Source organism: Streptomyces sp. NPDC057565, from assembly GCF_042801455.1.
Lineage (GTDB): Bacteria > Actinomycetota > Actinomycetes > Streptomycetales > Streptomycetaceae > Streptomyces > Streptomyces yanii.
This window is the reverse complement of the sequence record NZ_JBHVFU010000024.1, coordinates 12,518-37,505: the sequence shown is the minus strand read 5'-3', so window position 1 is coordinate 37,505 and position 24,988 is coordinate 12,518. Positions and strand designations below refer to the sequence as shown.

The following is a 24,988-nucleotide window of genomic DNA, read 5'->3' as shown; positions in this document are numbered from 1 at the left end:
TGCTCACCGTATCCATATTGATTCAATCAATATTGACAGCACTTAAGTCAACCATGGACAGTCGAATCAATATCGATCTGGCTTCAGCAGAGAAGTTCGCGGAGGAAGAGATGCCGACCATGACCAACGGAACCCCGCTCGATGTACCTCGCGGCCTCGCGGGTGTCGTCGTCACGGACACCGCTCTCGGTGACGTCCGGGGGCGCGAGGGCTTCTACCACTACCGGCAGTACTCGGCGATCGAACTCGCACGGACCCGCAGCTTCGAGGACGTCTGGTACCTGATGTTCCACGGCGAGCTGCCCGGTCCGGCCGCCCGTGCCGACTTCGCCGCGCGCACCGCCGCCCTGCGGCGGCTGCCGGCGGACGTACGGGACGCCCTGCCGGCCATAGCCCGTGCGGGGGCCGTCTCAGGACCGCTTGCCGGGCTGCGCACCGCCCTGTCGCTGCTCGGCGCCTCGGCCGGATTCCGCCCGGTGTACGACATCGACGGGGAGGGGCGCCGCAATGACGCCCTGGCCGCCTGCGCCGCCGTACCCACGGTGCTGACCGCACTGCACCGGCTCGGGCAGGGCCTCGAACCGGTCGAACCGCGCGACGATCTGCCGTACGCCGCCAACTACCTCTACATGCTCACCGGGTCCGTGCCGGACCGCGCCCGCGTCAGGGCCGTCGAGCAGTACCTGATCTCCACCGTCGACCACGGCTTCAACGCCTCGACCTTCACCGGCCGGGTCGTCGCCTCCACCGGTGCGGACGTCGCCGCCTGCCTGGTGGCGGCCGTCGGCGCACTCTCGGGACCGCTGCACGGTGGAGCGCCCAGCCGGGCGCTCGACACCCTGGACGCGATCGGTACTCCCGACCGCATCGACGGCTGGATCCGCGAGCGTGTGCTGGCGGGCGAGCGGATCATGGGCTTCGGCCATCCCGTCTACCGCACCGAGGACCCGCGCTCACGCATGCTGCGCGGGATCGCCCAGGGTTTCGGCGGACCGTTGGTCGACTTCGCCGTCGAGGTGGAACGGCAGGTCGAGGAGATCCTCGCCGAGCTCAAGCCGGGCCGAGAGCTCCACACCAACGTGGAGTTCTACGCCGGGGTCGTCATGGAGCTGTGCGGGCTGCCGCGTGAGATGTTCACGCCGACCTTCTGTGCGGCGCGTGTGGTCGGCTGGAGCGCCAATATCCTGGAGCAGGCGGAGGACTCGAAGATCATCCGCCCGGCGGCCCGCTACATCGGTCCGCCCCCGCCGCAGCCGGTACCGGCGCCCTGAGGTCCCTCCGAGGAAGGCCACCGTTGAGCCCGTCGTCTTTGCACCGCAAGCAGCAGATCCCTGTCATCGTCCTGGCGGGATTCCTGGGTTCCGGCAAGACGACCCTGCTCAACCACCTGCTCCGGCACCGTGCGGGGAACCGGATCGGCGTGATCGTCAACGACTTCGGTTCGATCGAGATCGACGCCATGACCGTCTCGGGGCAGGTCGGCTCGACTGTTTCACTGGGCAACGGATGTCTGTGCTGCGCCGTCGACGCGAGCGAACTCGACACCTACCTGGAGACGCTGACCCGCCCCGCCGTCGGCCTCGACGTGATCGTTATCGAGGCGAGCGGACTCGCGGAACCCCAGGAGCTCGTGCGCATGCTGCTGGCCAGCGACAACCCGCAGATCGTGTACGGGGGACTGGTCGAGCTCGTCGACGCCGCCGAGTTCGACGCCGTCCGGGAGCGCCATCCGGAGATCGACCGGCACCTCGGCGTCGCCGACCTCGTCGTGCTGAACAAGACGGACCGGGTCACGGACGAGGAGCAGGACCGCATCCGGGACGCCGTTGCGGCGACCGGCAGCAGGGCGGCCGTTGTCCCCGCCGCGTACGGACGCATCGACCCGGAGCTGCTCTTCGACCCGGCGCTGCGGCCGGACGGCGAGGAGCGGATGCGTCAGCTCTCCTTCGAGGACCTCCTGCTGGACGAGGAGGGCGTCGAGACGCACGCGGGGCATCTGCACGCCACGTACGAGAGTGTCTCGTTCAGCGCCGATGTACCCATGAACCCCCGCCGGACGATGGAGTTTCTCGACTCCCGGCCGGAGGGCCTCTACCGGATCAAGGGGTACGTCGACTTCGGCGCGGGAGACCGCGGCAACAAGTACGAGGTGCATGCGGTCGGCCGGTTCCTGAGGTTCACCCCGCAGCCCTGGAAGCGCGACGAACCGCGCCTCACCCAGCTGGTGCTGATCGGCTCCGGCATCGCCCCGGACGCCCTGCACAAGGAACTGGCCGACTGCCGCGAGAGCGCCGAACCGCCGGTGGAAGCCGGGCCGGCGCCGGACATGACGCAGGACGCCGCACATGAGCAGAGCATGTGGGGCGTCCTGCGCTACGTACAACAGCCGGCCGACTGAAACCGACCGACGGAATCCCGCCGGCTACACCGGTCCGGCGATCACCGCGACCGGCTTGGCCAGCGGCGTCCCCGAACCGTCGCGCCGCGGATCCGGTTCCGGCAGTTCGGACGGGGTGCCGTTCTTCTGCGCCGCCCGTGCCGGGACCGCACCCGCCCAGGCGAACACCAGGACGTCCTCCCCCTTGAGGAAGCGCTGACAGCGCACGCCACCGGTGGCCCGGCCCTTGCGCGGGTACTGGTCGAACGGCGTGAGCTTCGCCGTCAGTACCGAGTCGTCCAGCGTACCGTGCGAGCCCGCCACCGTGAACACCATCGCGTCCGCCGCCAGGTCCACCGCGCCGAACGAGAGCACCTCGGTGCCCTGCGCCAGCTTCACGCCTGCCATGCCGCCCGCCGGCCGGCCCTGCGGCCGTACCTGGGCCGCCGGGTAGCGCAGCAGCTGTGCGTCGGACGTGATGAAGACGAGGTCCTCCTCGCCCGTACGCAGTTCGGCGGCGCCGACGATCCGGTCACCGTCCTTGAGGGTGATGACCTCCAGTTCGTCCTTGTTGGCCGGATAGTCCGGCACCACCCGCTTGACGACGCCCTGCAGGGTGCCGATCGCCAGGCCGGGGGAGGACTCGTCGAGCGTGGTGAGGCAGATGACCTCCTCACCGGTCTCCAGCGTGAGGAACTCCGAGACCTGTGCCCCGCCCGAAAGATTCGGCGCGGCATGGGTGTCCGGCAGCTGGGGCAGGTCGATCACCGCGAGCCGCAGCAGCCGCCCTGTCGACGTCACCACGCCGACATCGCCACGCGCCGTTGCCGGCACGGCCGACACGATCACGTCGTGCTTGGCGCGCTTGGCGTCCTCGGCGACGACGATCGGGTCGCCGGTGGCCGTACGGGCCAGCAGACCAGTCGAGGACAGCAGCACCCGGCACGGGTCGTCCGCGACCTCCAGCGGCACCGAGGCGACCTGCGAACCGGCCGACTCCAGCAGCACCGTACGCCGGTCGGTACCGAACTTCTTCGCGACCGCGGCCAGTTCGGTGGAGACCAGCTTGCGGAGCTCGGCGTCCGATTCGAGGATCGTCGTCAGCTGGTCGATCTCGGCGTTGAGCCGGTCCCGCTCGCTCTCCAGCTCGATCCGGTCGAACCGGGTCAGCCGGCGCAGCGGGGTGTCCAGGATGTACTGCGTCTGGATCTCGCTCAGCGAGAAGTGCTCGATGAGCCGCTCCTTGGCCTGCGCGGAATTGTCGCTGGACCGGATGAGCCGGATGACCTCGTCGATGTCGATCAGCGCGACGAGCAGGCCCTCGACCAGGTGCAGCCGGTCCCGGCGCTTGGTCCGGCGGAACTCGCTGCGGCGCCGCACCACGTCGAAGCGGTGGTCGAGGTAGACCTCGAGGAGCTCCTTGAGACCCAGCGTGAGCGGCTGCCCGTCGACCAGCGCCACATTGTTGATGCCGAAGGACTCCTCCATCGGCGTCAGCTTGTAGAGCTGTTCCAGCACGGCCTCGGGCACGAAGCCGTTCTTGACCTCGATGACCAGGCGCAGACCGTGCTCGCGGTCGGTGAGGTCCTTGACATCGGCGATGCCCTGGAGCTTCTTCACCGAGACCAGGTCCTTGATCTTGGAGATCACCTTCTCGGGGCCGACGGAGAAGGGCAGTTCGGTGACGACCAGGCCCTTGCGGCGGGCCGTCACGTTCTCCACGGCGACCGTGGCACGGATCTTGAAGGTGCCACGCCCGGCCGCGTACGCGTCCTTGATCCCGCCGAGGCCCACGATCCGGCCACCGGTCGGCAGGTCGGGTCCGGGGACGAACCGCATCAGGGTCTCCAGGTCCGCGCCCGGATGCCTGATCAGATGGCGGGCGGCGGCGATGACCTCGCCCAGGTTGTGCGGCGGCATATTGGTCGCCATGCCGACCGCGATCCCGGACGAGCCGTTGACCAGGAGGTTCGGATACGCGGCCGGGAGGGCGACCGGCTCCTGCTCCTGGCCGTCGTAATTCGACTGGAAATCGACGGTGTCCTCGTCGATCGACTCCGTCATCAGCGACGTGGCGTCGGCCATCCGGCACTCGGTGTACCGCATGGCGGCCGGCGGGTCGTCGTTGCCGAGCGAGCCGAAGTTGCCGTGCCCGTCGACGAGGGGGAGCCGCATCGAGAACGGCTGCGCCATCCGGACCAGCGCGTCGTAGATCGACGCGTCGCCGTGCGGATGCAGCTTGCCCATGACCTCGCCGACGACGCGGGCACACTTCACATAGCCGCGGTCGGGGCGCAGCCCCATCTCGTTCATCTGGTACACGATGCGGCGGTGCACCGGCTTCATGCCGTCGCGGGCGTCCGGCAGGGCCCGTGAGTAGATCACCGAGTACGCGTACTCGAGGAAGGAGCCCTGCATTTCGTCGACGACGTCGATGTCGAGGATCTTCTCCTCGAAGTCGTCCGGCGGCGGGGTCTTCGTACTGCGGCGGGCCATCGCTGCTGCGACTCCTTCACAGATCTGTTCGGGCAACCTCTGGTTCTGACGCGGACCATTGTGGACCGCCGCACTGACAACGCCGACCTCGCCCCGTCCCTAGGCCCTGTCCAACCGGTCTTCGTGGGCCCGCAACGTCCGGCACGGCACCTCGCCGCGTTCTCTTCAGTCGTCCACGTATGTCCAGTACGAGCACGATCCTCCGCCTCGCGATGCACCGCACCATACGCCGCAGACCGATCCACGAAGATCGGCCGGACAGGACCTGGCGCTCTTTCACGCGAACTTCCACGGCACGGGAACTTCGCCAGGTGTCGGTGCGCTTGCTTACAGTGGCAGGTCTCGCAGGAAATCCAGTATCGCGATCGAAGGGACGTACATGCCCATGGGTCACACGGCCACAGCCCAGGCCGGCTCCGGCGGCTTGACAGCGACCGAGCACCGCCTGGCCAACGGCCTGCGCGTGGTGCTCTCCGAGGACCATCTGACCCCGGTCGCCGCGGTGTGCCTCTGGTACGACGTCGGGTCGCGCCACGAGGTCAAGGGGCGCACGGGTCTGGCTCACCTCTTCGAGCACCTGATGTTCCAGGGCTCCGGACAGGTCAAGGGGAACGGACACTTCGAGCTGGTGCAGGGCGCCGGCGGCTCCCTCAACGGGACGACCAGCTTCGAACGCACCAACTACTTCGAGACGATGCCCACGCATCAGCTGGAACTGGCCCTGTGGCTCGAAGCCGACCGGATGGGCTCGCTGCTCGCCGCGCTCGACGACGAGTCCATGGAGAACCAGCGGGACGTCGTCAAGAACGAGCGCCGCCAGCGGTACGACAACGTTCCGTACGGTACGGCGTTCGAGAGGCTGACCGCCCTCGCCTATCCCGAGGGCCACCCGTACCACCACACCCCGATCGGCTCGATGGCCGACCTGGACGCGGCGACGCTCGACGACGCGCGGACCTTCTTCCGTACGTACTACGCACCCAACAACGCGGTGCTGTCGGTCGTCGGCGACATCGACCCGGAGCAGACGCTCGCCTGGATCGAGAAGTACTTCGGCTCCATCCCGTCCCACGACGGCAAGCAGCCGCCGCGCGACGGCACGCTCCCCGAGATCATCGGCGAGCAGCTGCGCGAAGAGGTCCACGAGGAGGTCCCGGCCCGGGCCCTGATGGCCGCCTACCGGCTGCCGCACGACGGCACCAGGGAGTGCGACGCCGCGGATCTCGCGCTGACCGTGCTCGGCGGCGGCGAGTCCTCCCGGCTGCACAACCGCCTGGTCCGCCGCGACCGCACGGCCGTTGCGGCAGGTTTCGGGCTGCTGCGGCTGGCCGGCGCGCCCTCGCTCGGCTGGCTGGACGTGAAGGCGTCCGGCGGTGTCGAGGTGGCGCAGATCGAGGCCGCGGTCGACGAGGAGCTGGCCCGGTTCGCCGCCGAGGGCCCCACGCCCGAGGAAATGGAGCGTGCTCAGGCACAGTTGGAGCGCGAGTGGCTGGACCGGCTCGGTACGGTCGCGGGCCGCGCCGATGAACTCTGCCGGTTCGCCGTGCTGTTCGGGGACCCGCAGCTCGCCCTGACCGCCGTCCAGCGGGTCCTCGACGTCACCGCGGAGGAGGTCCAGGCGGCGGCCAGGGCCCAGCTGCGTCCCGACAACCGGGCGGTGCTCGTCTACGAGCCGGTCGAGCCGGCCGAATCCGCCGACGCGGAAGCCGACGAGACGGACACCGACACCGACGCGCACGAAGGGGCGGACAAGTGACCGACGCTGCCGCGACTGGAGTTTCGATGGAGTACCACCCGCAGCCGGCCCCCGGCACGGCCAGGCCCTGGGCCTTTCCCGCCCCCGAGCGCGGCGCCCTGCCCAACGGGCTGACGGTGCTGCGCTGCCACCGTCCCGGCCAGCAGGTCGTCGCGGTCGAGATCTTCCTCGACGCCCCGCTGGACGCCGAGCCCGAGGGCCTCGACGGCGTGGCCACGATCATGGCGCGGGCCCTTTCCGAGGGCACGGACAAGCACTCCGCCGAGGAGTTCGCCGCCGAGCTGGAGCGTTGCGGCGCCACCCTCGACGCGCATGCCGACCATCCCGGCATGCGGGTCTCCCTGGAGGTCCCGGCTTCTCGGCTGGCCAAGGCGCTCGGGCTGATCGCCGAGGCGCTGCGGGCGCCCGCGTTCGCCGACAGCGAGGTCGAGCGACTGGTGAACAACCGGCTCGACGAGATTCCGCACGAGCAGGCCAACCCGGCCCGGCGTGCCGCCAAGCAGCTCTCCAAGGAGCTCTTCCCGGCCACGTCGCGGATGTCGCGCCCGCGCCAGGGCAGCGAGGAGACGGTGGAGCGGATCGACTCCGCGGCCGTGCGCGCCTTCTACGAGGCCCATGTCCGGCCGTCCACCGCGACCGCCGTCGTCGTCGGTGACCTCACCGGTATCGACCTGGACGCCCTGCTCGCCGACACCATCGGCGACTGGACCGGGAACACTGTGGAGCCCCGTCCGGTCCCGCCGATCACCGCCGACGACACCGGCCGCGTGGTGATCGTCGACCGTCCGGGCGCCGTGCAGACGCAGCTGCTGATCGGCCGCATCGGCGCCGACCGGCACGACAGCGTGTGGCCGGCCCAGGTCCTCGGCACCTACTGCCTGGGCGGCACGCTCACTTCCCGGCTGGACCGGGTGCTGCGCGAGGAGAAGGGGTACACCTACGGCGTCCGGGCCTTCGGGCAGGTCCTGCGCTCGACGGCCCCGGACTCCGCCTCCGGTGCGACCGGCGCGGCGATGCTGGCGATCAGCGGCTCGGTGGACACGGAGTCCACCGGACCGGCGCTCGACGACCTGTGGAAGGTCCTGCGGACGCTGGCGGCCGAGGGGCTGACCGACGCCGAGCGCGAGACCGCTGTGCAGAACCTCGTGGGTGTCGCCCCGCTGAAGTTCGAGACGGCTGCCTCCGTCGCAGGCACGCTCGCCGACCAGGTCGAGCAGCACCTCCCGGACGACTACCAGGCACAGTTGTACGCCCGCCTGGCCGAGACCGGCACGGTCGAGGCGACCGCAGCCGTGGTCAACGCCTTCCCCGTGGACCGGCTGGTCACGATTCTCGTCGGCGACGCCGCGCAGATCGAGGAGCCGGTCAGGGCGTTGGGCATCGGAGAGGTGTCGGTCGTCACCGGCTGATGCGCCAAAGTCCCGCAAAGAGGGACAAAGAGAGACCCTGGCGAGTCACTTCTCGCCAGGGTCTTCTCTTTTGTCTGATTTGAGATGAAAGCTCATCGCTTGCCCTGTGGGATGCGCTACAAAACGCCCTGTCCGTTTGGTGAATGAAAGTGCCCCCGCCTAGCGTCGGCTCCGCTGTCCGTCACTCGTATGCCGCATCCGTGGCGCCGGGCAGTGATCGCCGAGTCCCCGTCAGGCGCGAGCCCGGGGAGCCGGGGACCCACGCAGTCCCTGGGGTGAATCGGATGCCGCGACCTCCTGTGAGGCCGGGGATCCGTAGGAGACCTTCCTGCTCCGAACCCGTCAGCTAACCCGGTAGGCGAGAAGGAAGGAAAGGACCAGCTACTTCATGGCGTTCACCCGCCCCACCGGGAAGCACCGTGCCCCGAGCCGCCTGACGCGCAGGAGCGCGCGCATCGCCGGAGTCGCGACGCTGGCGACCACCGGCGTCATCGGCGGACTGGCCTCTCCGGCCCTCGCCACGGATGCCGAGGCCCCCTCCGTCAGTGAGACCGGCCTGACCCAGATCATCGCCATCGAGGGTGCCCTCGCCGACCAGGTGGCCACCCAGGCCGACGTGCAGAAGCGCCAGGCCGACGTCGCCGCGAAGGCGAAGGCCGCCGCGGCAGCCAAGGCCAAGGCCAAGGCGAAGGCCGAGGCGGCGGCGAAGGCCAAGGCCGAGGCCGAGGCCCGCGCCAAGGCGGCCCGCGACGCGAAGGCCCGCGCCGCCCGTTCCGCCGAGCGCACCCGCCTGGGCTCCTTCCAGCTCCCGGTCGCCGGTTCGTACGTCACCACCGGCTACAAGTCGAGCGGTGCCCTCTGGTCCTCCGGCAGGCACTCGGGCATCGACTTCCACGCGGCCTCCGGAAGCTCCGTCGTCGCCGTCGGCGCCGGCACGGTCGTCGAGGCGGGCTGGGGCGGCGCATACGGCAACAACATCGTGCTGCGGATGACGGACGGCACGTACACCCAGTACGGTCACCTCTCCTCGATCGGCGTCTCCGTCGGCCAGAGCGTCGGCGCGGGCCAGCAGATCGGCCTCTCCGGCTCGACCGGCAACTCCACCGGACCGCACCTCCACTTCGAGGCCCGCACCACGCCCTCGTACGGCTCCGACATGGACCCCGTGGCGTACCTGCGCGCCCATGGTGTGAACGTCTGACCCGACGTTCCCTCCGCAACACCGCGAAGGCCCCGGTTTCCCGCCGGGGCCTTCGTCGTGTCCGCCCCTGCCGAACCGCCCCGCAGAACCGGCCCCGGGCCAAAAGATATTCATGGTTTTCGGCCCGGCGTCGGAAATGCAGCCGCATTGCAATAGAGTCACAGAACAGGCGTCGATCGGCCGCGTTTCGCGGGGATTAAGGCGGAGGTTCGGACATGCGCATTCCGGCGCAATCGGTATGCACGGCAATCCGTGACGACATCGTCTCCGGTGTCTTCGAGCACGGCAGCAGACTCACCGAGGAGCTGCTCGCGCGTCGTTACGGGGTCTCCCGTGTCCCGGTGCGGGAAGCGCTGCGCACCCTGGAGTCCGAGGGCTTCGTGGTCACTCGCCGGCATGCGGGTGCCTGCGTCGCCGAGCCCACCGAACAGGAGGCCGCCGACCTTCTGGAGGTACGGATGCTGCTGGAGCCGCTGGGTGCGGCCCGTGCCGCGCAACGCCGCACCGAGGCGCACCTCAAGGTGCTCCGCGGCCTGGTCAGGCTGGGTCAGGAGAGAGCACGGCGGGGCGAGGGGGAGGACCTGCGCTCGCTGGGCGGCTGGTTCCACGAGACCCTCGCCCAGGCGTCCGGCAGCCCCGGGCTCATCGCGCTGCTCACCCAGCTACGGCACAAGATCGCCTGGATGTACGCGGTCGAGCAGCCGGCCCGCCCCGCCGATTCCTGGGCCGAGCACGGAGCCATCGTGGACGCCGTGGCGCGCGGGGACGCGGAACGGGCCAGGGCGCTGGCCGCCCAGCACGCCGAGCGGACCACCGCCGCGCACCGACTGCGCCGCGCGGGCGGCGCCCCGGGCCGCGACGTCCGCGCCCCCCGCTCCGGCGGCCGGGTGAGGACTTCGCAACATGCCGTAAACACCGCGGGCGGTCGGCATTAACACATGCGCCGTATACAAAGAGAAGTGAATGCGCGGGGCTTTCTTTGGGCTGTCTGAATTCGCTCCGAATGTATTATCGGTATCCGAAAACGAAGGAGCCGCGGCCCCGGTTGGGGGTGCCGCGGCTCCGCCACAGAAATAGACCCGACAGGAATCTGCCGGAAAGGCTTCCCCTGATCGGAACCCTGGAATCAGACGGTCTCCGGGAGCTCCTCGAGCCCCTCGGTGACCAGCTTGGCCAGACGGTCGAGCGCGGCTTCCGCGTTGTCCGCCTCGGAGGCGAGCACGATCTCCTCGCCGCCGTGCGCGCCGAGACCGAGCACCGCGAGCATGGAGGCGGCGTTCACCGGGGTGCCGTCGGACTTGGCGATCGTCACGGGGACGCCGGAGGCCGTGGCGGCACGGACGAAGATGGAAGCGGGGCGGGCGTGCAGGCCCTCGGCCCAACCGACATTGACGCGGCGCTCAGCCATGGTTCTGCCCTTCACGAATCAATGGTTGTCTAGACCAGTCTCTCACGCAGTGCGCTGTGCTCCCGCCGACCCGCGACCCGGCCCCAGCCCGTGCCGCACGGCCGATCGGAGCTCTCAGACTGCCCCGGCTCCAGGCCCTACGCGACCGCTGACCGCCCCGTAGGCTTTGCCCATGCAGCCCACGCCGGAGCAGAGTCCGCACCACGCGTACCCCGACCACTGGGAAGCGGATGTGGTGCTCCGCGACGGCGGTACGGCACGCATCAGGCCCATCACCACGGACGATGCCGAGCGCCTGGTCAGCTTCTACGAGCAGGTCTCGGACGAATCGAAGTACTACCGGTTCTTCGCTCCCTACCCCCGCCTGTCCGCCAAGGACGTCCACCGCTTCACCCATCACGACTACGTCGACCGGGTGGGGCTCGCCGTCACGGTCGGCGGCGAGTTCATCGCCACCGTCCGCTACGACCGGATCGACGCGGCCGGCCGGCCGGCCTCCGCCCCTGCCGACGAGGCCGAGGTCGCCTTTCTCGTCCAGGACGCGCACCAGGGCCGCGGCGTGGCATCGGCGCTCCTCGAACACATCGCCGCAGTGGCGCGTGAGCGCGGCATCCGGCGCTTCGCGGCCGAGGTGCTGCCCGCCAACAACAAGATGATCAAGGTGTTCCGCGACGCCGGGTACACCCAGCAGCGCAGCTTCGAGGAAGGCGCCGTTCATCTCACCCTCGACCTCGAACCGACCGCCGAATCCCTCGCCGTCCAGCGCGCCCGCGAGCAGCGGGCGGAGGCGCGGTCGGTCCAGCGGCTGATCACACCCGGGTCCGTCGTCGTCATCGGCACCGGCCGTACCCCCGGCGGGGTCGGCCGCACGGTTCTGCGCAACCTCCTCGGTGCGGGCTTCACCGGCCGTACGTACGCCGTGAACAGCTCGTTCGACGCCGACCAGGGAACGATCGACGGCGTCCCCGCACACCGCTCCATCGGCGACATCGGCGAACCGGTGGACCTCGCGGTCGTCGCCGTGCCCGCGGACCGGGTCCCGGAGGCCGTCGCCGACTGCGGCGAACACGGCGTCCAGGGCCTCGTCGTCCTCTCTGCCGGATATGCCGAATGGGGTGCCGAAGGCAGGGAAAGGCAGCGCGAACTGGTCCGCCAGGCCCGCTCGTACGGCATGCGCATCATCGGCCCCAACGCTTTCGGGATCATCAACAACGCGGACGGCGTACGGCTGAACGCCTCCCTCGCCCCCGAGCCGCCCGCCCCGGGGCGCATCGGTCTGTTCACGCAGTCGGGCGCGATCGGCATCGCCCTGCTCTCCGGGCTCTACCGGCGCGGCGCGGGCCTGTCCACGTTCATCTCCGCGGGCAACCGCGCCGACATCTCGGGCAACGACTTCCTTCAGTACTGGTACGAGGACCCGAACACCGACGTCGCCCTGCTCTACCTCGAATCCCTCGGCAACCCGCGGAAGTTCACCCGCCTCGCGCGGCGCACCGCAGCGGTGAAGCCGGTCGTCGTGGTGAAGGGGGCCCGGCACAGCGGCAGCACCCCGCCCGGTCATGCGGTGCCGATCAGCCGTATCCCGGACGCGACGGTCTCCGCGCTCATGCGGCAGGCGGGCGTGATCCGCGTCGACACGGTGACGGAGATGGTCGACGCGGGTCTGCTCCTCGCCGACCAGCCGCTCCCGGCGGGTCCCCGGGTCGCGATCCTCGGCAACTCCGAGTCTCTGGGCCTCCTCACGTACGACGCCTGCCTGGCCGAGGGGCTGCGCCCGCGCCCGCCCCGCGACCTCACCACCGCGGCCACCCCGCAGGACTTCCGGGATGCGCTGGCGGAGGCACTCGCCGACCGGGGCTGCGACGCGGTGATCGTGACGGCGATCCCGTGGGTCGGGGAGAACGGCCAGGCGGAAAAGGGCGACGGCGAGGTACTGGCCGCCGCGCTGCGCACGGCGGCGGCCACGGGGCCGGCCAAGCCGGTGGCCGTGGTCCACGTGGAGATCGGCGGCCTGGCGGAGGCGCTCGCGGTCGCCAGCAGCACGGTCGCGGCGCCGCGGGTGGCCGCGACGGCTGCCCCGGGTGCTTCCGCCGCGGCGGACGGCAACGGCACCCCGAGCGTCACGAGCACCACAGGCGCTTCGGCCACGCCGGGCATCACCGGCACCCCGGCCACCTCAGCTCCGCCGAATCCCCCGGCTCGGCCCCACGCCCCCGGCTCCGGTGTCCCCACGCCGTCCGCTCCCTCCACCGGCCGCATCCCCGCCTACCCCGCCGCCGAGCGTGCCGTCCGTGCCCTCGCCGAGGCGGTGAAGTATGCGCAGTGGCGGCGGCAGGCCGCTGTGCCCGGCAAGGTGCCCGAGTTCCTCGACGACACCATCGACGAGGCCGGCGCCGCCGACCGTATCGACGCACTCCTCGGGCCCGACCCCGATCCCCGGGGCCGTCAGCTCAGCCACGAGGAGGCGCGCGAACTCCTGGGCCGCTACGGCATCTCCGTACGGCCGACGCTCCCCGCCCCCGACCCGGACGCCGCCGTCGCCGCGGCTGCTCGGCTCGGCTATCCGGTGGCGCTCAAGACCACCGCACCTCATCTGCGCCACCGCGCCGACCTCGGTGGCGTCCGGCTCGATCTCGCCAACGAGACCGCGCTGCGCCGGGCCTACGGCGAGCTGACCGACCTGCTCGGCAAGCCCGCCGAGCTGCAGCCGGTCGTCCAGTCCATGGCACCGCGCGGCGTGGACACCGTCGTACGGGCCACGATCGACCCGGCGGCGGGCGCCGTCCTCTCCTTCGGTCTCGCGGGAGCGCCCTCCGAACTTCTCGGGGACACCGCCCACCGCCTCGTGCCGGCCACCGACCGCGACGCCGCCGAACTGATCCGGTCCATCCGGGCGGCCCCGGTCCTCTTCGGCTGGCGGGGTGCGGCGCCCGTCGACACCGCGGCGCTCGAGGAACTGCTGCTGAGGGTGTCCCGGCTGGTCGACGACCATCCCGAGGTGGTCTCCGTCGCACTGGAACCGGTCGTGGTCGCCACGCAGGGGCTGACCGTCCTCGGCGCTGCCGTCCGGCTGTCGCCGCCACCGGCCCGTACCGACCTGGGCCCCCGTCGCCTGCCCAACTACTGAATCCACGGACGATCTGCCGCAGGCCCCGTCCACAGCGTCCCCGGCAGTCATCCGCCCCCCGTAGGATGGTCCGTATGGCGAAGACCGGTACGACGACCCAGGGGCTGCGCGCGGCGATCGAGCGCAGCGGCTACTACCCGGCCCTTGTGGCCGAGGCGGTGGAGGCCGCCGTCGGCGGTGAGCCGGTCGCCTCGTACCTGGTGCACCAGGAGACGACCTTCGACTCCAACGAGGTGCGCAGGCACGTCACGGTCCTGGTCCTGACGGACAACCGCTTCATCGTCAGCCACACCGACGAGCAGAACGCGGACACCAGTTCCCCGTCGCCGTACGCCACCACCTCCACCGAGTCCGTCAAGCTGGACCGGATCTCGTCGGTGGTGGTCAGCCGCGTTGTGGCCGACCCGGAGAAGTACGTCCCGGGCACACTGCCCCGCGAGGTCGTCCTGACCATCGGCTGGGGCGCGGTCTCCCGCATCGACCTGGAGCCCGCCGCCTGCGGCGACCCCAACTGCGAGGCGGACCACGGCTACACCGGCAGCTCCACCGCCGACGATCTGAGCCTGCGTGTCAGCGAGGCCGGTGACGGCCCGGACACGGTGCGGCAGACCCTTGCCTTCGCCCAGTCGCTCTCCGAGGCGACGGCCGCGACCGCGGCCAACGGTCGCTGATGGCCCAGCCGGCCTGGCAGGACCCCGTTCTGCTCCCTCTCGACACCGCCCCCGTCCCCGCGTACGGCAGCGGTTCGCTTGCCGATCTGCTGCCGACGCTCGTCGCCGGACAGGGTGTGCCCGGTTTCACGGCGGCGATCCCGGAGCTCAGCCCCGCGGACCGGAACTGCGTCTTCCTGATCGACGGACTCGGCTGGGAGCAGATCAAGGCCCATCCGGACGAGGCGCCGTATCTGTACTCCCTGCTCCCCACCTCTCGCGGGGGCACGGGCCGTCCCCTCACGGCGGGCTTCCCGGCCACCACCGCGACCTCGCTCGCCTCGGTCGGTACGGGGCTGCCGCCCGGCGCACACGGTCTTCCCGGCTACACCGCCCGTAATCCGGAGACCGGCGAGCTGATGAACCAGCTCCGCTGGAAGCCCTGGACCTCGCCGGCGGTCTGGCAGCCGTACCCCACCGTCTTCCGGCTCGCCGACGAGGCCGGTGTGGCGACCGCGCAGGTCTCCGCCCCGACCTTCCAGCACACCCCGCTCACCGAGGTCGCGCTGAGCGGCGGCACGTTCCACGGCAGGCTCTCCGGCGAGGAGCGGATGGACCTGGCCGCGGACCGGCTCGCCGCCGGTGACCGGTCGCTCGTCTACACCTACTACAGCGAGGTCGACGGCAAGGGGCATCGGTTCGGCGTCGACTCCGATGCCTGGCGCGGCCAGCTGATGTACGTCGACGGTCTCGTGCAGCGCCTTGCCGAGCAGCTCCCGCCCCGCTCGGCGCTGTACATCACCGCCGACCACGGCATGATCGACATCCCGTTCGACGAACAGTCCCGGATCGACTTCGACGAGGACTGGGAGCTGCGCGCGGGCGTCGCCCTGCTCGGCGGCGAGGGCCGGGCCCGCCATGTGTACGCGGTCCCCGGCGCCGAGGCCGATGTGCTGACTGTCTGGCAGGAAGTGCTCGGCGAGCAGTTCTGGGTGGCGAGCCGGGACGAGGCGATCGCGGCCGGCTGGTTCGGTCCGCAGGTCGACGAGCGGGTGTACGGCAGGATCGGCGATGTGGTGGCGGCCGCCCGCGACGACGTGGTGGTCACCGCGTCCGTCCAGGAGCCGCACGAATCGGCGATGGTGGGCATGCACGGCTCGATGACCCCCGTCGAGCAGCTCGTCCCGCTCCTCGAAGTACGCTCGTAACCCGTTTTTCTCCTCTTGCCCCCCTGAACCGAAAGGTGTTCACCCCGTCATGCCCGAGCTTGTGTTCTTCTCCGGAACGATGGACTGCGGAAAGAGCACGCTGGCGCTGCAGATCGGCCACAACCGGTCGGCGCGCGGGCTGCAGGGCGTCATCTTCACCCGGGACGACCGGGCGGGCGAGGGCAAGCTCTCCTCGCGGCTGGGGCTCGTCACGGAGGCCGTCGAGGCCGATGAGGGCATGGATGTGTACGCCCATCTCGTCGACCACGTCACCCGTGGCGGCCGGGCGGACTACGTGATCGTGGACGAGGCCCAGTTCCTCGCCCCCGTACAGATCGACCAGCTCGCCCGGATCGTCGACGACCTGGGCCTGGACGTCTTCGCGTTCGGTATCACCACCGATTTCCGGACGAAGCTGTTCCCCGGGTCCCAGCGCCTCATCGAACTGGCCGACCGGGTCGAGACCCTTCAGGTCGAGGCGCTGTGCTGGTGCGGCGCACGGGCGACGCACAACGCCCGCACGGTGGGCGGCGAGATGGTCGTCGAAGGGGCCCAGGTCGTGGTGGGGGACGTCAACCAGCAGGCGGACGAGGTCGGTTACGAGGTGCTGTGCAGGCGGCACCACCAGCGCAGGATGACCAGTGCGACGGCCCGTGCGGGCGCGCTGTCGCCGGACGTCCTTCCGGTGACGTCCGGCTGAGCCGCCGCCGGACGCGCGGAGCTCCCCTTCCAGGCCGTGTCTTCGCGCGCTTGAGGGACGGCATGGGCGACGGGTGGCCGAACGTCCTGCTGCGCATCGAACCGGCGCTCGCCGGTGGGGACCGGTGGCGGGACCGCGCGTACGGAAGGGGCTCAGGCGACCCGGCGGACCCGGTAGCCCGCGGCGCAGGGGGTCACCGATCCTCCGACCGTACGATCGTGAAGGCGGCGCCCTCCGGGTCCGCGACCGTCGCCACGCGCCCGCTCGACCCGTCACGCGGGGGCTGCAGTACGTGCCCCCCGAGGTCCACCACCCGCGCGGCTGCCTCGTCGGTGTCGACGACCTCGAAGTACGTCATCCAGTGCGGACCCCGGTCGCGCGGCAGGGCGCGGCCGACGCCGTGCAGCGAGGCCACCGGGCGGCCGCTCAGGTGCAGGGTCTGGTAGTCGAAGTCGGCCGAGACCACCGCCTCGACGTCGTAGCCGAAGACCGCCTGGTAGAACTTGGCGACCGTCGAGGTTTCGCGGGTCACCAGCTCGTTCCAGACCGGGGTGCCGGGGACCCGCGCCAGCGCCGTACCGAGGTGCGCGGCGGCCTGCCAGATCCCGAAGACCGCACCGCTGGGGTCGGAGGCGATGGCGAGCCGTCCGGCCTCGCCGGCGTCCAGCGGTCCCACGGCGACGGTGCCGCCGCAGGACCGGATCGTCTCCGCCGTGACGTCGGCGTCGTCGGTGGCCAGATAGGTCGTCCAGGCGACCGGCAGGTGCCGTTCCGGCGGCAGCTGCCCGATGCCCGCGACCTCTTTCCCGTCGATCAGTGCCCGCACGTACGGGCCCAGCTGCTGCGGGCCGGGCCCGAACTCCCAGCCGAACAGCTCGGCGTAGAACTTCTGGGTCGTGGACAGGCCGTGCACCATCAGGCTCACCCAGCAAGGTGTTCCGGGTGTGCGCCGAACGGCAGCCTCGGTCATCGTCACTCTCTCCTCGGACCATCGTGGTGGCCGTACGGGGGGAACGGGGCCGACGCGCCGACCGGCGGTGCGGGATGTGTACGCCCCGTGCAGATGCTTGCACCACCCGGCGCGCGATGCGCCCCGGCCGCGCCGCATGTTCCCGGATCTCGACAGAGGAAGTCCGTTTTGATGCGGTACGTCCGTTTCAATGTTGGTACAGGTGAGCAGGCTGTTGCGCGAGGATGGCACCCATGAAGCCCATCATCTCCGCATTCGAATATGCGAGCGAGTCGGCGGGGCCACGTCCGCCGGTGCTCCTGGACGTGCGTTGGCAGCTCGGTGGACCGCACGGCCGTCCCGACTACGAGGCCGGGCACATCCCCGGTGCGGTCTTTGTCGATCTGGACGCGGAACTCGCCGGTCCGCCAGGCAGCGGCGGCCGCCATCCACTGCCCGACCCCGAGGAATTCGGCGCCGTGATGCGCCGCGCCGGAGTCTCCCGTCACACTCCGGTCGTGGTGTACGACGGCGGTCAGGGCTGGGCCGCGGCACGCGCCTGGTGGCTGCTGCGCTGGACGGGCCACCCGGACGTCCGCGTGTTGGACGGCGGTCTCGCCGCCTGGGACGGCGAGCTCTCCACCGAGTCGCCCACCCCGGCCGAGGGCGACTTCAGGCCTGAACCGGGTGCGCTGCCCCTGCTGGACGCGGAAGGCGCGGCGGCCCTGGCCCGCTCCGGACTGCTGCTCGACGCGCGGGCCGCGGAGCGCTACCGCGGCGACGTGGAGCCGATCGACCGGGTCGGCGGTCACATCCCCGGAGCGGTCTCGGCCCCGACGTCCGAGAATACGGGTGGTGACGGGCGGTTCCTGCCCGCGGAGGCGCTGGCCGCCCGCTTCAAGGAGCTCGGCACGGACGGGGCGCCGGAAGTCGGCGTCTACTGCGGCTCCGGGGTCTCCGGCGCGCACGAGGTGCTGGCCCTGGCCGTCGCGGGAATCCCCGCCGCGCTGTACGCGGGCTCCTGGTCCGAGTGGTCCGCCGACGAGTCCCGGCCGGTGGCCACGGGCCCCGACCCGCAGTAGCGGCGCCATCCGGAACTGCCGCCTTCGGTTCCGGAAGCAGACCGCACGAGGGCCCGTACGCAGCGGCGTACGGGCCCTCGTCATGCCACGGTCACCCGGGTCAGTCCTGCTTCTTGCGGCGGGTGCCGAAGACGATCTCGTCCCAGCTCGGCACCGCGGCCCGGCGGCCCGGACGGACACCGTCCGCCTCCGCCTGGCGGTCCGTCGTCCCGGTCAACCGGTCGCGGTGACCGGCCACCGCGCGCGGCATCAGCACATCCGCATAAGCGGAACCGGCGCCCGCTGAAGCTGCCGCGGCCGGCGGCTCGTCGGCCTCCGGCTCCTGTGCGGCGGGCTCGGTCGGCGGCGGCTCGGGCCGCTCCGGCACCACCATGTCGCCACGGAAGCTCGGTACGGCCTCCAGCAGGCTGGTCAGTGAGTCACGCTCACCGGACGAGACTCCGACGATGTGCTCCTCCGGCTCGGGCGGAGGCGGCGGAGCGGGCCGTTCCATCTGACGGTCGAGCGCACGGTCCAGCGGCCGGTCGCGCGGCAGCCGGGCGATCCGGGGCACGAACGGGAAGCTCGGCTCGGGCGCGGCGACATCGTCGGTCTCGCCGATCAGGGAACGCGCCTCGTCGTCCACGGCCTGGACCAGCCGTCGCGGCGCGTCGTACGTCCAGCTCGCCGAGTGCGGCTCGCCCGCGACCCGGTACACCAGCAGGACTTCCCAGGTGCCGTCGTCACGACGCCAGGAGTCCCACTGGACGGTTTCCTTGTCGGCGCCGCGCAGCAGGAGGCGCTCCTGCACCGCCTCGCCGAGCTGGGGGCCGGTGTTCTCGCCGGGACGGCGCACGGGAGTCTTCCGGGCCCGCTCGGCCATGAAGGCGCGCTCCGCGAGGACGGGGCCCTCGAAGCGACGGACACGGTCGACCGGAATCCCGGCGAACTGAGCGACCTCCTCCGCGGAGGCACCGGCTCGTATCCGGGCCTGGATGTCGCGGGGGCGGAGATGGCTCTCCACCTCGATCTCGATCTGGCCGAGCCGCGCGCGGTCGTTGCGCACAGCGGCGCGCAGCCGCTCGTCGATCGGAAGCGTGTACTCCGTGCTGTCCGCAGCCTTGAGCACCAGTCGTGTGCCGTCGTTGGAGACGGCCACGACACGCAGTTCGGGCATGGGGACCTCCCGGGTGGTGCCTGCCGACGTCACGTGCGTCGCTGCTTCCGCTAGTCGAGTGTGGCCTGCCCGGGTGCAGCCTGCCACAACATTGCCGTGTTGCCCGGCGTGTCGGGCGTGAGCCCTTGATCGCCGGTATGACACGGTGACCTTTGTGCAACACTGAGTGACCAAATGTCACCCGGCGTAGCTGGCCCCCGTGCGATGCCGCGGCGCCGCCGGATCGAGTGCCTCCTTCGGCCCCGTCCCGAAGGTCCCGGACCCCACGTGGGAGTTCGGCCCAGGGCTCGTCACAGTACTCCATTCGGGCCACGTGGGTGGACCGGCGCGCCGCCGAAGTTCTCGGCGGATGCGGGTGTCCACCTACCCAACTGGCCGCGAAATGCCCATGATGCGTGTCCTGCTTCACAGAATCACCTGAAGTGGAACTATTCACTTCGCCCGATTGTCCCTTCCTGTTGCATGGTGGGAGAGATGTCAATCAAGGGCTGGAAATGGTGCAGAAGCCGGAAAGTGACACAGAACCCAGAGAGAGGCGTATCGATCTGAGCCTGCCGCAGGTTGCCGGCAGTGCAGTGGCAGCGGTCGCGGCGGCAGTGGCGGCCTCGCAACTGGGCGTGTACGGAACGATTCTCGGCGCCGGAGTGATGAGCATCGTCGCCACCTGCGGCGGCTCGGTCTTCCAGCACTTCTTCCGTCGCACGGGCGAGCAGATCCGTGAGGTCACGGTCCAGGCGAAGTTCACGGGCCGGGAGACCCGCGGAACGCGTGAGATGCGGGACGCGTACGGCGCGCCGGATCCGCAGGAGGTACGCGCGGCACGCGACGTGGCGGAGCGCGAGACATGGGCGGCCCACCGGTCGCCCGACGGATCCGCGGACGCAACGGCGGTGCTGCGCACGGTGGCGTCCGACCCGGACCGTACGCAGCTGCTGAAGCCGCTCGCCGATCACGAGACCCAGCTGCTGAAGCCCCTCGACACGGACAGGACCCAGCTGCTCACGTCTCTCGACACGGACAGGACCCGGCTGTTCGAGCCACGCGCCGGGGAAGGGGCCCGGGGTCCGGCGCCGCACGGCGCGGCCCCGGACGAGGAGTTCTCCGCGTCGACCACCCACGGCACCCGCATCCGCGGCTGGAAGCGATCGGCCGTCGGGGCGGCGGCGGTCTTCGCGGTTTCGATGGCCGGGATCACCACGTACGAGCTCGTCTCCGGCGGCGATCTGAGCGGTGGTCAGGGAACGACCGTGGGATCCGTCGTACGCGGCGGGGAGCGGGGATCGGAGCCCGCCGACCCGGCACCGTCCGTCAGTACCGGCCCGGAACAGGGGCGGACGCCCGGCCAGGAGAGCGGCGGGACGCCGGGCGCGGACTCGCAGGGCGGGCAGAGCCCGAGTCCCGCCACCGGCCAGGGCGACCGGTCCACAGCCGAGCCCACGCCCACGCCCACACCGTCGAACTCGGGCGGCGGTCCGACGGCCCCGGCTCCCACGCCCACTCCGGCGGCGTCCGGCGACTCCAGCAGCGTCGCCCCGGACCCCACCGGTGCGGGCATCGCCCCGGGGCAGGAGGCACCGGCCACGACCGGCACGGGCACCGGCCGGTGACCGGCCGCCGCGGCGGTCAGTCGCCCAGGACCCGGCGCAGGTAGTCGTTGGCGAAGAGCCGGCCCGGGTCCAGCCGGTCGCGCACGGCGGTGAACTCGCCGAACCGTGGGTACACCCCGGCCAGGTACTCCGCATCGCGGGTGTTGACCTTGCCCCAGTGCGGGCGGCCGCCGTGCGCGGTCATGATCCGCTCGACCGCGGTGAAGTACGCCTGGTAGGGCGTGCCCCTGTACAGATGGACGGCGATGTACGCGCTCTCCCGGCCCGAGGCCGTGGAGAGCGCGATGTCGTCCGCGGGGGCCGTGCGGACCTCCACCGGGAAGCTGATCCGCAAGGGCGAGCGGTCGACCATCGCCCTGACCTCGCGCAGCGCCTCCGTCGCGGCCTCGCGCGGCAGGGCGTACTCCATCTCGACGAAGCGGACCCGGCGCGGGCTGGTGAAGATCTTGTAGGGGATGTCGGTGTACGTACGGGCCGACAGGGCACGGCTGGAGATCTTGGCGATCGACGGGATGGTGGCGGGGACCGCCCGGCCGAGCGAACAGGCCACCTGGAAGATCCCGTTGGAGAGAAGCTCGTCCTCGATCCAGCCGCTGACCTTTCCGGGCGGAGCGGCGGGGCCCGCGCTGCGGTTGTTGCGCTTGGTGTTGCAGTTGCCGGTGTGCGGGAACCAGTAGAACTCGAAGTGCTCGTTCTCGGCGACCAGTTCGTCGAAGTCGGCCGTGACCTTGTCGAAGGTCATCGGCTCCTCGCGGGCCGTCAGCAGGAAGACCGGCTCCACGGCGAACGTGATCGCCGTGATGACACCGAGTGCGCCGAGCCCGATCCGGGCGACGGCGAAGATGTCGGCGTTCTCCTTCTCGGAGCAGGTCAGCACCGTGCCGTCCGCCGTGACCAGTTCGAGGGCGCGGATCTGGGCGGATATGGATGCCGAGTCGCGGCCGGTGCCGTGGGTGCCGGTCGAGGTGGCCCCGGCGACGGTCTGCTCCATGATGTCGCCCATGTTGGTGAGCGACAGGCCCTCCCGGGCGAGCGCGACGTTGAGCCGCTTCAGTGGGGTGCCGGCCTCGACGGTCACCGTCATCGCCGTGCGGTCGATCTCGCGGATGCCGGTGAGCAGATCGGGGCGGATCAACAGGCCGTCGGTGGCGGCGGTCGCGGTGAAGGAGTGGCCGGTGCCGACCGGCTTCACCTTCAGGCCGTCCTCGGACGCCCGGCGCAGCGCCTCGGCGAGCTCGTCCACGGAGGCGGGGGAGACGGCCCGTGCCGGACGCGCGGTTACATTCCCCGCCCAGTTACGCCACGCGCTCGTCGTCGTCCGTGCGTAGGTGTCGGTCATCTTCCCCGCGCCTTCCCGTAGGAACCGGCTTGGCCAGCCGGCGATACCCCAGGAACGCCACCGCGGCCGCGAGCGCTCCCGCCACGGTGGGCACCGCGTACCCCGCCTTCGCCCCGGACGCGTCGACGACCCAGCCGGCGGCCGAGGAGCCGAGCGCCACGCCGACCGCGAGCCCGGTACTGGTCCAGGTCATGCCCTCGGTCAGCTTGGTGCGCGGTACGTGCTGCTCGACGAGGGCCATGGTGGTGACCATCGTCGGTGCGATGGCGAGACCCGCGACAAAGAGCGCCACGGCCAGGAACGGCAGGCTCCCGGCCAGTTGGAGGGGGATCATACTCACGGCCATGGCGCACACCCCCACCAGCCACCTGGTGGACGCCCTCCCCTTGGGACGGAGCAGTCCGAAGACGGCTCCGGCGAGGCAGGACCCCAGCGCGTACACGGCCAGCACCAGGCTCGCCGCGGCCTTGTGCCCCTGGTCCTCGGCGAAGGCCACCGTCACCACATCGACCGCACCGAAGATCGCGCCGGTCGCCACGAAGGTGCCCACGAGCACCTGGAGACCGGGGGAGCGCAGCGCCGAGCCGTCCGTGTGCTGCTCGCGCGGATGCGGGACCGGCTCGGTGGCGCGCTGGGCGGTCAGCCAGACGACGCCGACCAGCAGGAACCCGGCGGCGAGCAGTGGACCCGCCTCCGGGAACCAGGCAGTGGACAGACCGATCGAGATGATCGGCCCGAAGATGAAGCACACCTCGTCGACGATCGACTCCCACGAGTACGCCGTGTGCAACTGCTGCGGCGAGCCCCGGTAGATCTCCGCCCAGCGGGCCCGGATCATCGACCCCACACTGGGCACGCAGCCGGCACCGGCGGCGAACACGAAGAGGGTCCAGTCCGGCAGCCGCTGCTGCGCGGAGATCAGCAGCCCGGCCACCGCCGCCAGCGCGACGAGGGTGACGGGGCGCAGGATCCGGCGCTGCCCGTGCCGGTCGACCAGCCGGGAGACCTGCGGTCCCAGCACCGCCGCCGACATCGCCAGCGTCGCGGAGAGCGCGCCCGCGAGACCGTAACGGCCGGTGATCTGGGACACCATGGTCACCACACCGATGCCCATCATGGACAGCGGCATCCGGCCGAGGAATCCGGCCGCCGAGAACCCCTTGGTGCCGGGGGCGGCGAAGATCGCGCGGTAGGGACTGGGCAAGGAGGGCTCCGGTACAGCGAGGTCGCACGGGGTGTCAGAGATGTGTGTCATGCGTGAAGGTGGCCGACACAGCTTACGGGCGGCGCACGGCGACCGGAACCGGGGCCGACGCCCGGTCACGGGCACGCCGGTGGATGTCGGTTGGAGCGCTGTCGGAGGCGGGTGGCAGGATCGGTCCCATGTCCGATCTGCGCGCTCCCGCTCCTTACGACGCCCTGTTGCTGCTCTCCTTCGGCGGACCCGAGGGCCCGGACGATGTGGTCCCGTTCCTGGCGAACGTGACCCGCGGCCGCGGCATCCCCGAGGAGCGGCTGAAGGAGGTCGGGAAGCACTACTTCCTGTTCGGCGGCGTCAGCCCGATCAACGCCCAGAACAGGGCCCTGCTGGATGCCCTGCGCAAGGACTTCGCGGACCACGGACTCGATCTGCCGGTGTACTGGGGCAACCGCAACTGGGCGCCCTACCTCACCGACACCCTGCGCGAGATGGTGGCCGACGGGCACCGCCGCATCGCCGTCCTCGCCACCAGCGCCTACGCCTCGTACTCCGGCTGCCGCCAGTACCGCGAGAACCTCGCCGAGTCGCTGGCCGTGCTGGAGGCCGAGGGGCTGCCGGTGCCGCGCGTGGACAAGCTCCGGCACTACTTCAACCATCCGGGCTTCGTCCGGCCCATGGTGGACGGTGTCCTCGCGTCCCTGGCCGAGCTTCCCGAAGGGGCCAGGGTCGGGGCGCACCTCGCCTTCACCACACACTCCATCCCCGTCTCCGCCGCCGACACCTCCGGCCCCGAGGAGGCGCACGGCGACGGTGGCGCGTATGTCGCCGAGCATCTCGACGTCGCCCGGATGATCGTCGACGCGGTGCGCGAGGAGACCGGTGTCACGTATCCCTGGCAGCTCGTCTACCAGTCGCGCAGCGGCGCCCCGCACATCCCCTGGCTGGAGCCCGACATCTGCGACCACCTGGAGGCGCTCCACGGGGCGGGCGTGCCCGCTGTGGTGATGGCCCCCATCGGCTTCGTCTCGGACCACATGGAGGTCCTGTACGACCTCGACACCGAGGCCACCGCGAAGGCCGCCGAGCTCGGTCTGCCGGTGCGGCGGTCCGCGACGGTCGGTGCGGATCCGCGGTTCGCCGGGGCCGTGCGCGAGCTGGTCCTGGAGCGCGCCGCCACCGAACTGGGACGCACGGTGGAGCGGTGCGCGCTCGGGGCGCTCGGCCCGAGCCACGATCTCTGCCCCGTCGGCTGCTGCCCGGCCCGTGCCCTCAAGCCCGCCGCGGCGGGCGCCGACAGTCCCTTCGCCTAGGAGCGTTGTACC

At 71.0% G+C, this 24,988-nt stretch carries 19 protein-coding genes and 1 riboswitch; of the genes, 13 read left to right on the top strand and 6 right to left on the bottom strand.

Annotated features, from left to right (window positions below; all coding sequences use genetic code 11):
- Positions 1-110: 110 nt before the first annotated feature.
- Together ACFU8W_RS31145 and ACFU8W_RS31140 are read left to right on the top strand one after the other, a co-directional pair.
- Positions 111-1,271 (top strand): citrate synthase, encoded by a 1,161-nt coding sequence (locus ACFU8W_RS31145; protein ID WP_384044286.1) that lies wholly within the window; start codon positions 111-113, stop codon positions 1,269-1,271.
- 23 nt (positions 1,272-1,294) lie between these two features.
- The gene (locus ACFU8W_RS31140) at positions 1,295-2,398 is read left to right on the top strand and encodes a CobW family GTP-binding protein (RefSeq protein ID WP_384044131.1); all 1,104 of its coding nucleotides are present in this window, start codon (positions 1,295-1,297) and stop codon (positions 2,396-2,398) included.
- 24 nt (positions 2,399-2,422) lie between these two features.
- On the opposite strand, the gene ACFU8W_RS31135 is transcribed toward ACFU8W_RS31140, so the two are convergent.
- Entirely contained in the window at positions 2,423-4,873 is a 2,451-nt protein-coding gene (locus tag ACFU8W_RS31135; RefSeq protein WP_384044128.1) for a DNA topoisomerase (ATP-hydrolyzing) subunit A, read from the bottom strand.
- Positions 4,874-5,252: 379 nt separating this feature from the next.
- Here ACFU8W_RS31135 and ACFU8W_RS31130 point away from each other — a divergent pair, with 379 nt between their 5' ends.
- The 4 genes from ACFU8W_RS31130 (at position 5,253) to ACFU8W_RS31115 (ending at position 10,174) form a co-directional block, all read left to right on the top strand.
- On the top strand, positions 5,253-6,629 hold the full coding sequence (locus tag ACFU8W_RS31130; RefSeq protein WP_345514317.1) for a pitrilysin family protein: 1,377 nt from the start codon (positions 5,253-5,255) through the stop codon (positions 6,627-6,629).
- 26 nt (positions 6,630-6,655) lie between these two features.
- Entirely contained in the window at positions 6,656-8,038 is a 1,383-nt protein-coding gene (locus tag ACFU8W_RS31125) for a M16 family metallopeptidase (RefSeq protein WP_384044282.1), read from the top strand.
- A 208-nt stretch (positions 8,039-8,246) separates the two neighbouring features.
- Positions 8,247-8,413: riboswitch (cyclic di-AMP (ydaO/yuaA leader) on the top strand.
- A 13-nt stretch (positions 8,414-8,426) separates the two neighbouring features.
- A complete protein-coding gene (locus ACFU8W_RS31120) occupies positions 8,427-9,239 on the top strand; it encodes a M23 family metallopeptidase (protein WP_384044125.1) in 813 nt (270 codons plus the stop codon).
- Between the two features lie 215 nt (positions 9,240-9,454).
- Positions 9,455-10,174 (top strand): GntR family transcriptional regulator, encoded by a 720-nt coding sequence (locus tag ACFU8W_RS31115; RefSeq protein ID WP_384044122.1) that lies wholly within the window; start codon positions 9,455-9,457, stop codon positions 10,172-10,174.
- 191 nt (positions 10,175-10,365) lie between these two features.
- Here ACFU8W_RS31115 and ACFU8W_RS31110 read toward each other — a convergent pair whose 3' ends face one another.
- On the bottom strand, positions 10,366-10,647 hold the full coding sequence (locus ACFU8W_RS31110) for an HPr family phosphocarrier protein (RefSeq protein WP_266980691.1): 282 nt from the start codon (positions 10,645-10,647) through the stop codon (positions 10,366-10,368).
- Between the two features lie 172 nt (positions 10,648-10,819).
- Between ACFU8W_RS31110 and ACFU8W_RS31105 the strand changes: the two genes are divergently transcribed.
- The 4 genes from ACFU8W_RS31105 to ACFU8W_RS31090 all read left to right on the top strand — a co-directional run bounded on the left by ACFU8W_RS31105 (position 10,820) and on the right by ACFU8W_RS31090 (position 16,332).
- Positions 10,820-13,774 carry a GNAT family N-acetyltransferase gene (locus tag ACFU8W_RS31105; protein WP_384044118.1) on the top strand — a complete coding sequence of 985 codons (2,955 nt, stop codon included), beginning with the start codon at positions 10,820-10,822 and terminating at the stop codon, positions 13,772-13,774.
- A 74-nt stretch (positions 13,775-13,848) separates the two neighbouring features.
- A complete protein-coding gene (locus tag ACFU8W_RS31100; RefSeq protein WP_327243968.1) occupies positions 13,849-14,445 on the top strand; it encodes a DUF5998 family protein in 597 nt (198 codons plus the stop codon).
- A complete protein-coding gene (locus tag ACFU8W_RS31095) occupies positions 14,445-15,632 on the top strand; it encodes an alkaline phosphatase family protein (protein WP_384044115.1) in 1,188 nt (395 codons plus the stop codon). Before ACFU8W_RS31100 ends, ACFU8W_RS31095 begins: the two co-directional genes overlap by 1 nt.
- A 49-nt stretch (positions 15,633-15,681) precedes the next feature.
- A complete protein-coding gene (locus ACFU8W_RS31090; RefSeq protein ID WP_384044112.1) occupies positions 15,682-16,332 on the top strand; it encodes a thymidine kinase in 651 nt (216 codons plus the stop codon).
- Between the two features lie 193 nt (positions 16,333-16,525).
- Here the strand turns inward: ACFU8W_RS31090 and ACFU8W_RS31085 are convergent, their stop codons facing one another.
- Positions 16,526-17,302, bottom strand: coding sequence for a VOC family protein (locus ACFU8W_RS31085; RefSeq protein ID WP_384044109.1), 777 nt, complete (start codon positions 17,300-17,302; stop codon positions 16,526-16,528).
- Between the two features lie 233 nt (positions 17,303-17,535).
- On the opposite strand from ACFU8W_RS31085, the gene ACFU8W_RS31080 reads away from it, so the two are divergent.
- Positions 17,536-18,363, top strand: a complete 828-nt coding sequence (locus ACFU8W_RS31080; protein ID WP_384044106.1) for a sulfurtransferase — start codon at positions 17,536-17,538, stop codon at positions 18,361-18,363.
- Between the two features lie 100 nt (positions 18,364-18,463).
- Here ACFU8W_RS31080 and sepH read toward each other — a convergent pair whose 3' ends face one another.
- Positions 18,464-19,519 carry a septation protein SepH gene (sepH, locus tag ACFU8W_RS31075; RefSeq protein WP_384044103.1) on the bottom strand — a complete coding sequence of 352 codons (1,056 nt, stop codon included), beginning with the start codon at positions 19,517-19,519 and terminating at the stop codon, positions 18,464-18,466.
- 494 nt (positions 19,520-20,013) lie between these two features.
- Here sepH and ACFU8W_RS31070 point away from each other — a divergent pair, with 494 nt between their 5' ends.
- The gene (locus ACFU8W_RS31070) at positions 20,014-21,126 is read left to right on the top strand and encodes a hypothetical protein (RefSeq protein WP_384044099.1); all 1,113 of its coding nucleotides are present in this window, start codon (positions 20,014-20,016) and stop codon (positions 21,124-21,126) included.
- Positions 21,127-21,142: 16 nt separating this feature from the next.
- Here the strand turns inward: ACFU8W_RS31070 and ACFU8W_RS31065 are convergent, their stop codons facing one another.
- Complete coding sequence (locus ACFU8W_RS31065; protein WP_384044096.1) at positions 21,143-22,465, bottom strand: D-arabinono-1,4-lactone oxidase; 1,323 nt, start codon at positions 22,463-22,465, stop codon at positions 21,143-21,145.
- Complete coding sequence (locus ACFU8W_RS31060; RefSeq protein WP_345514306.1) at positions 22,422-23,669, bottom strand: MFS transporter; 1,248 nt, start codon at positions 23,667-23,669, stop codon at positions 22,422-22,424. Before ACFU8W_RS31060 ends, ACFU8W_RS31065 begins: the two co-directional genes overlap by 44 nt.
- Before the next feature lie 179 nt (positions 23,670-23,848).
- Between ACFU8W_RS31060 and ACFU8W_RS31055 the strand changes: the two genes are divergently transcribed.
- Positions 23,849-24,976, top strand: a complete 1,128-nt coding sequence (locus tag ACFU8W_RS31055) for a ferrochelatase (RefSeq protein WP_384044093.1) — start codon at positions 23,849-23,851, stop codon at positions 24,974-24,976.
- Positions 24,977-24,988: the final 12 nt, after the last annotated feature.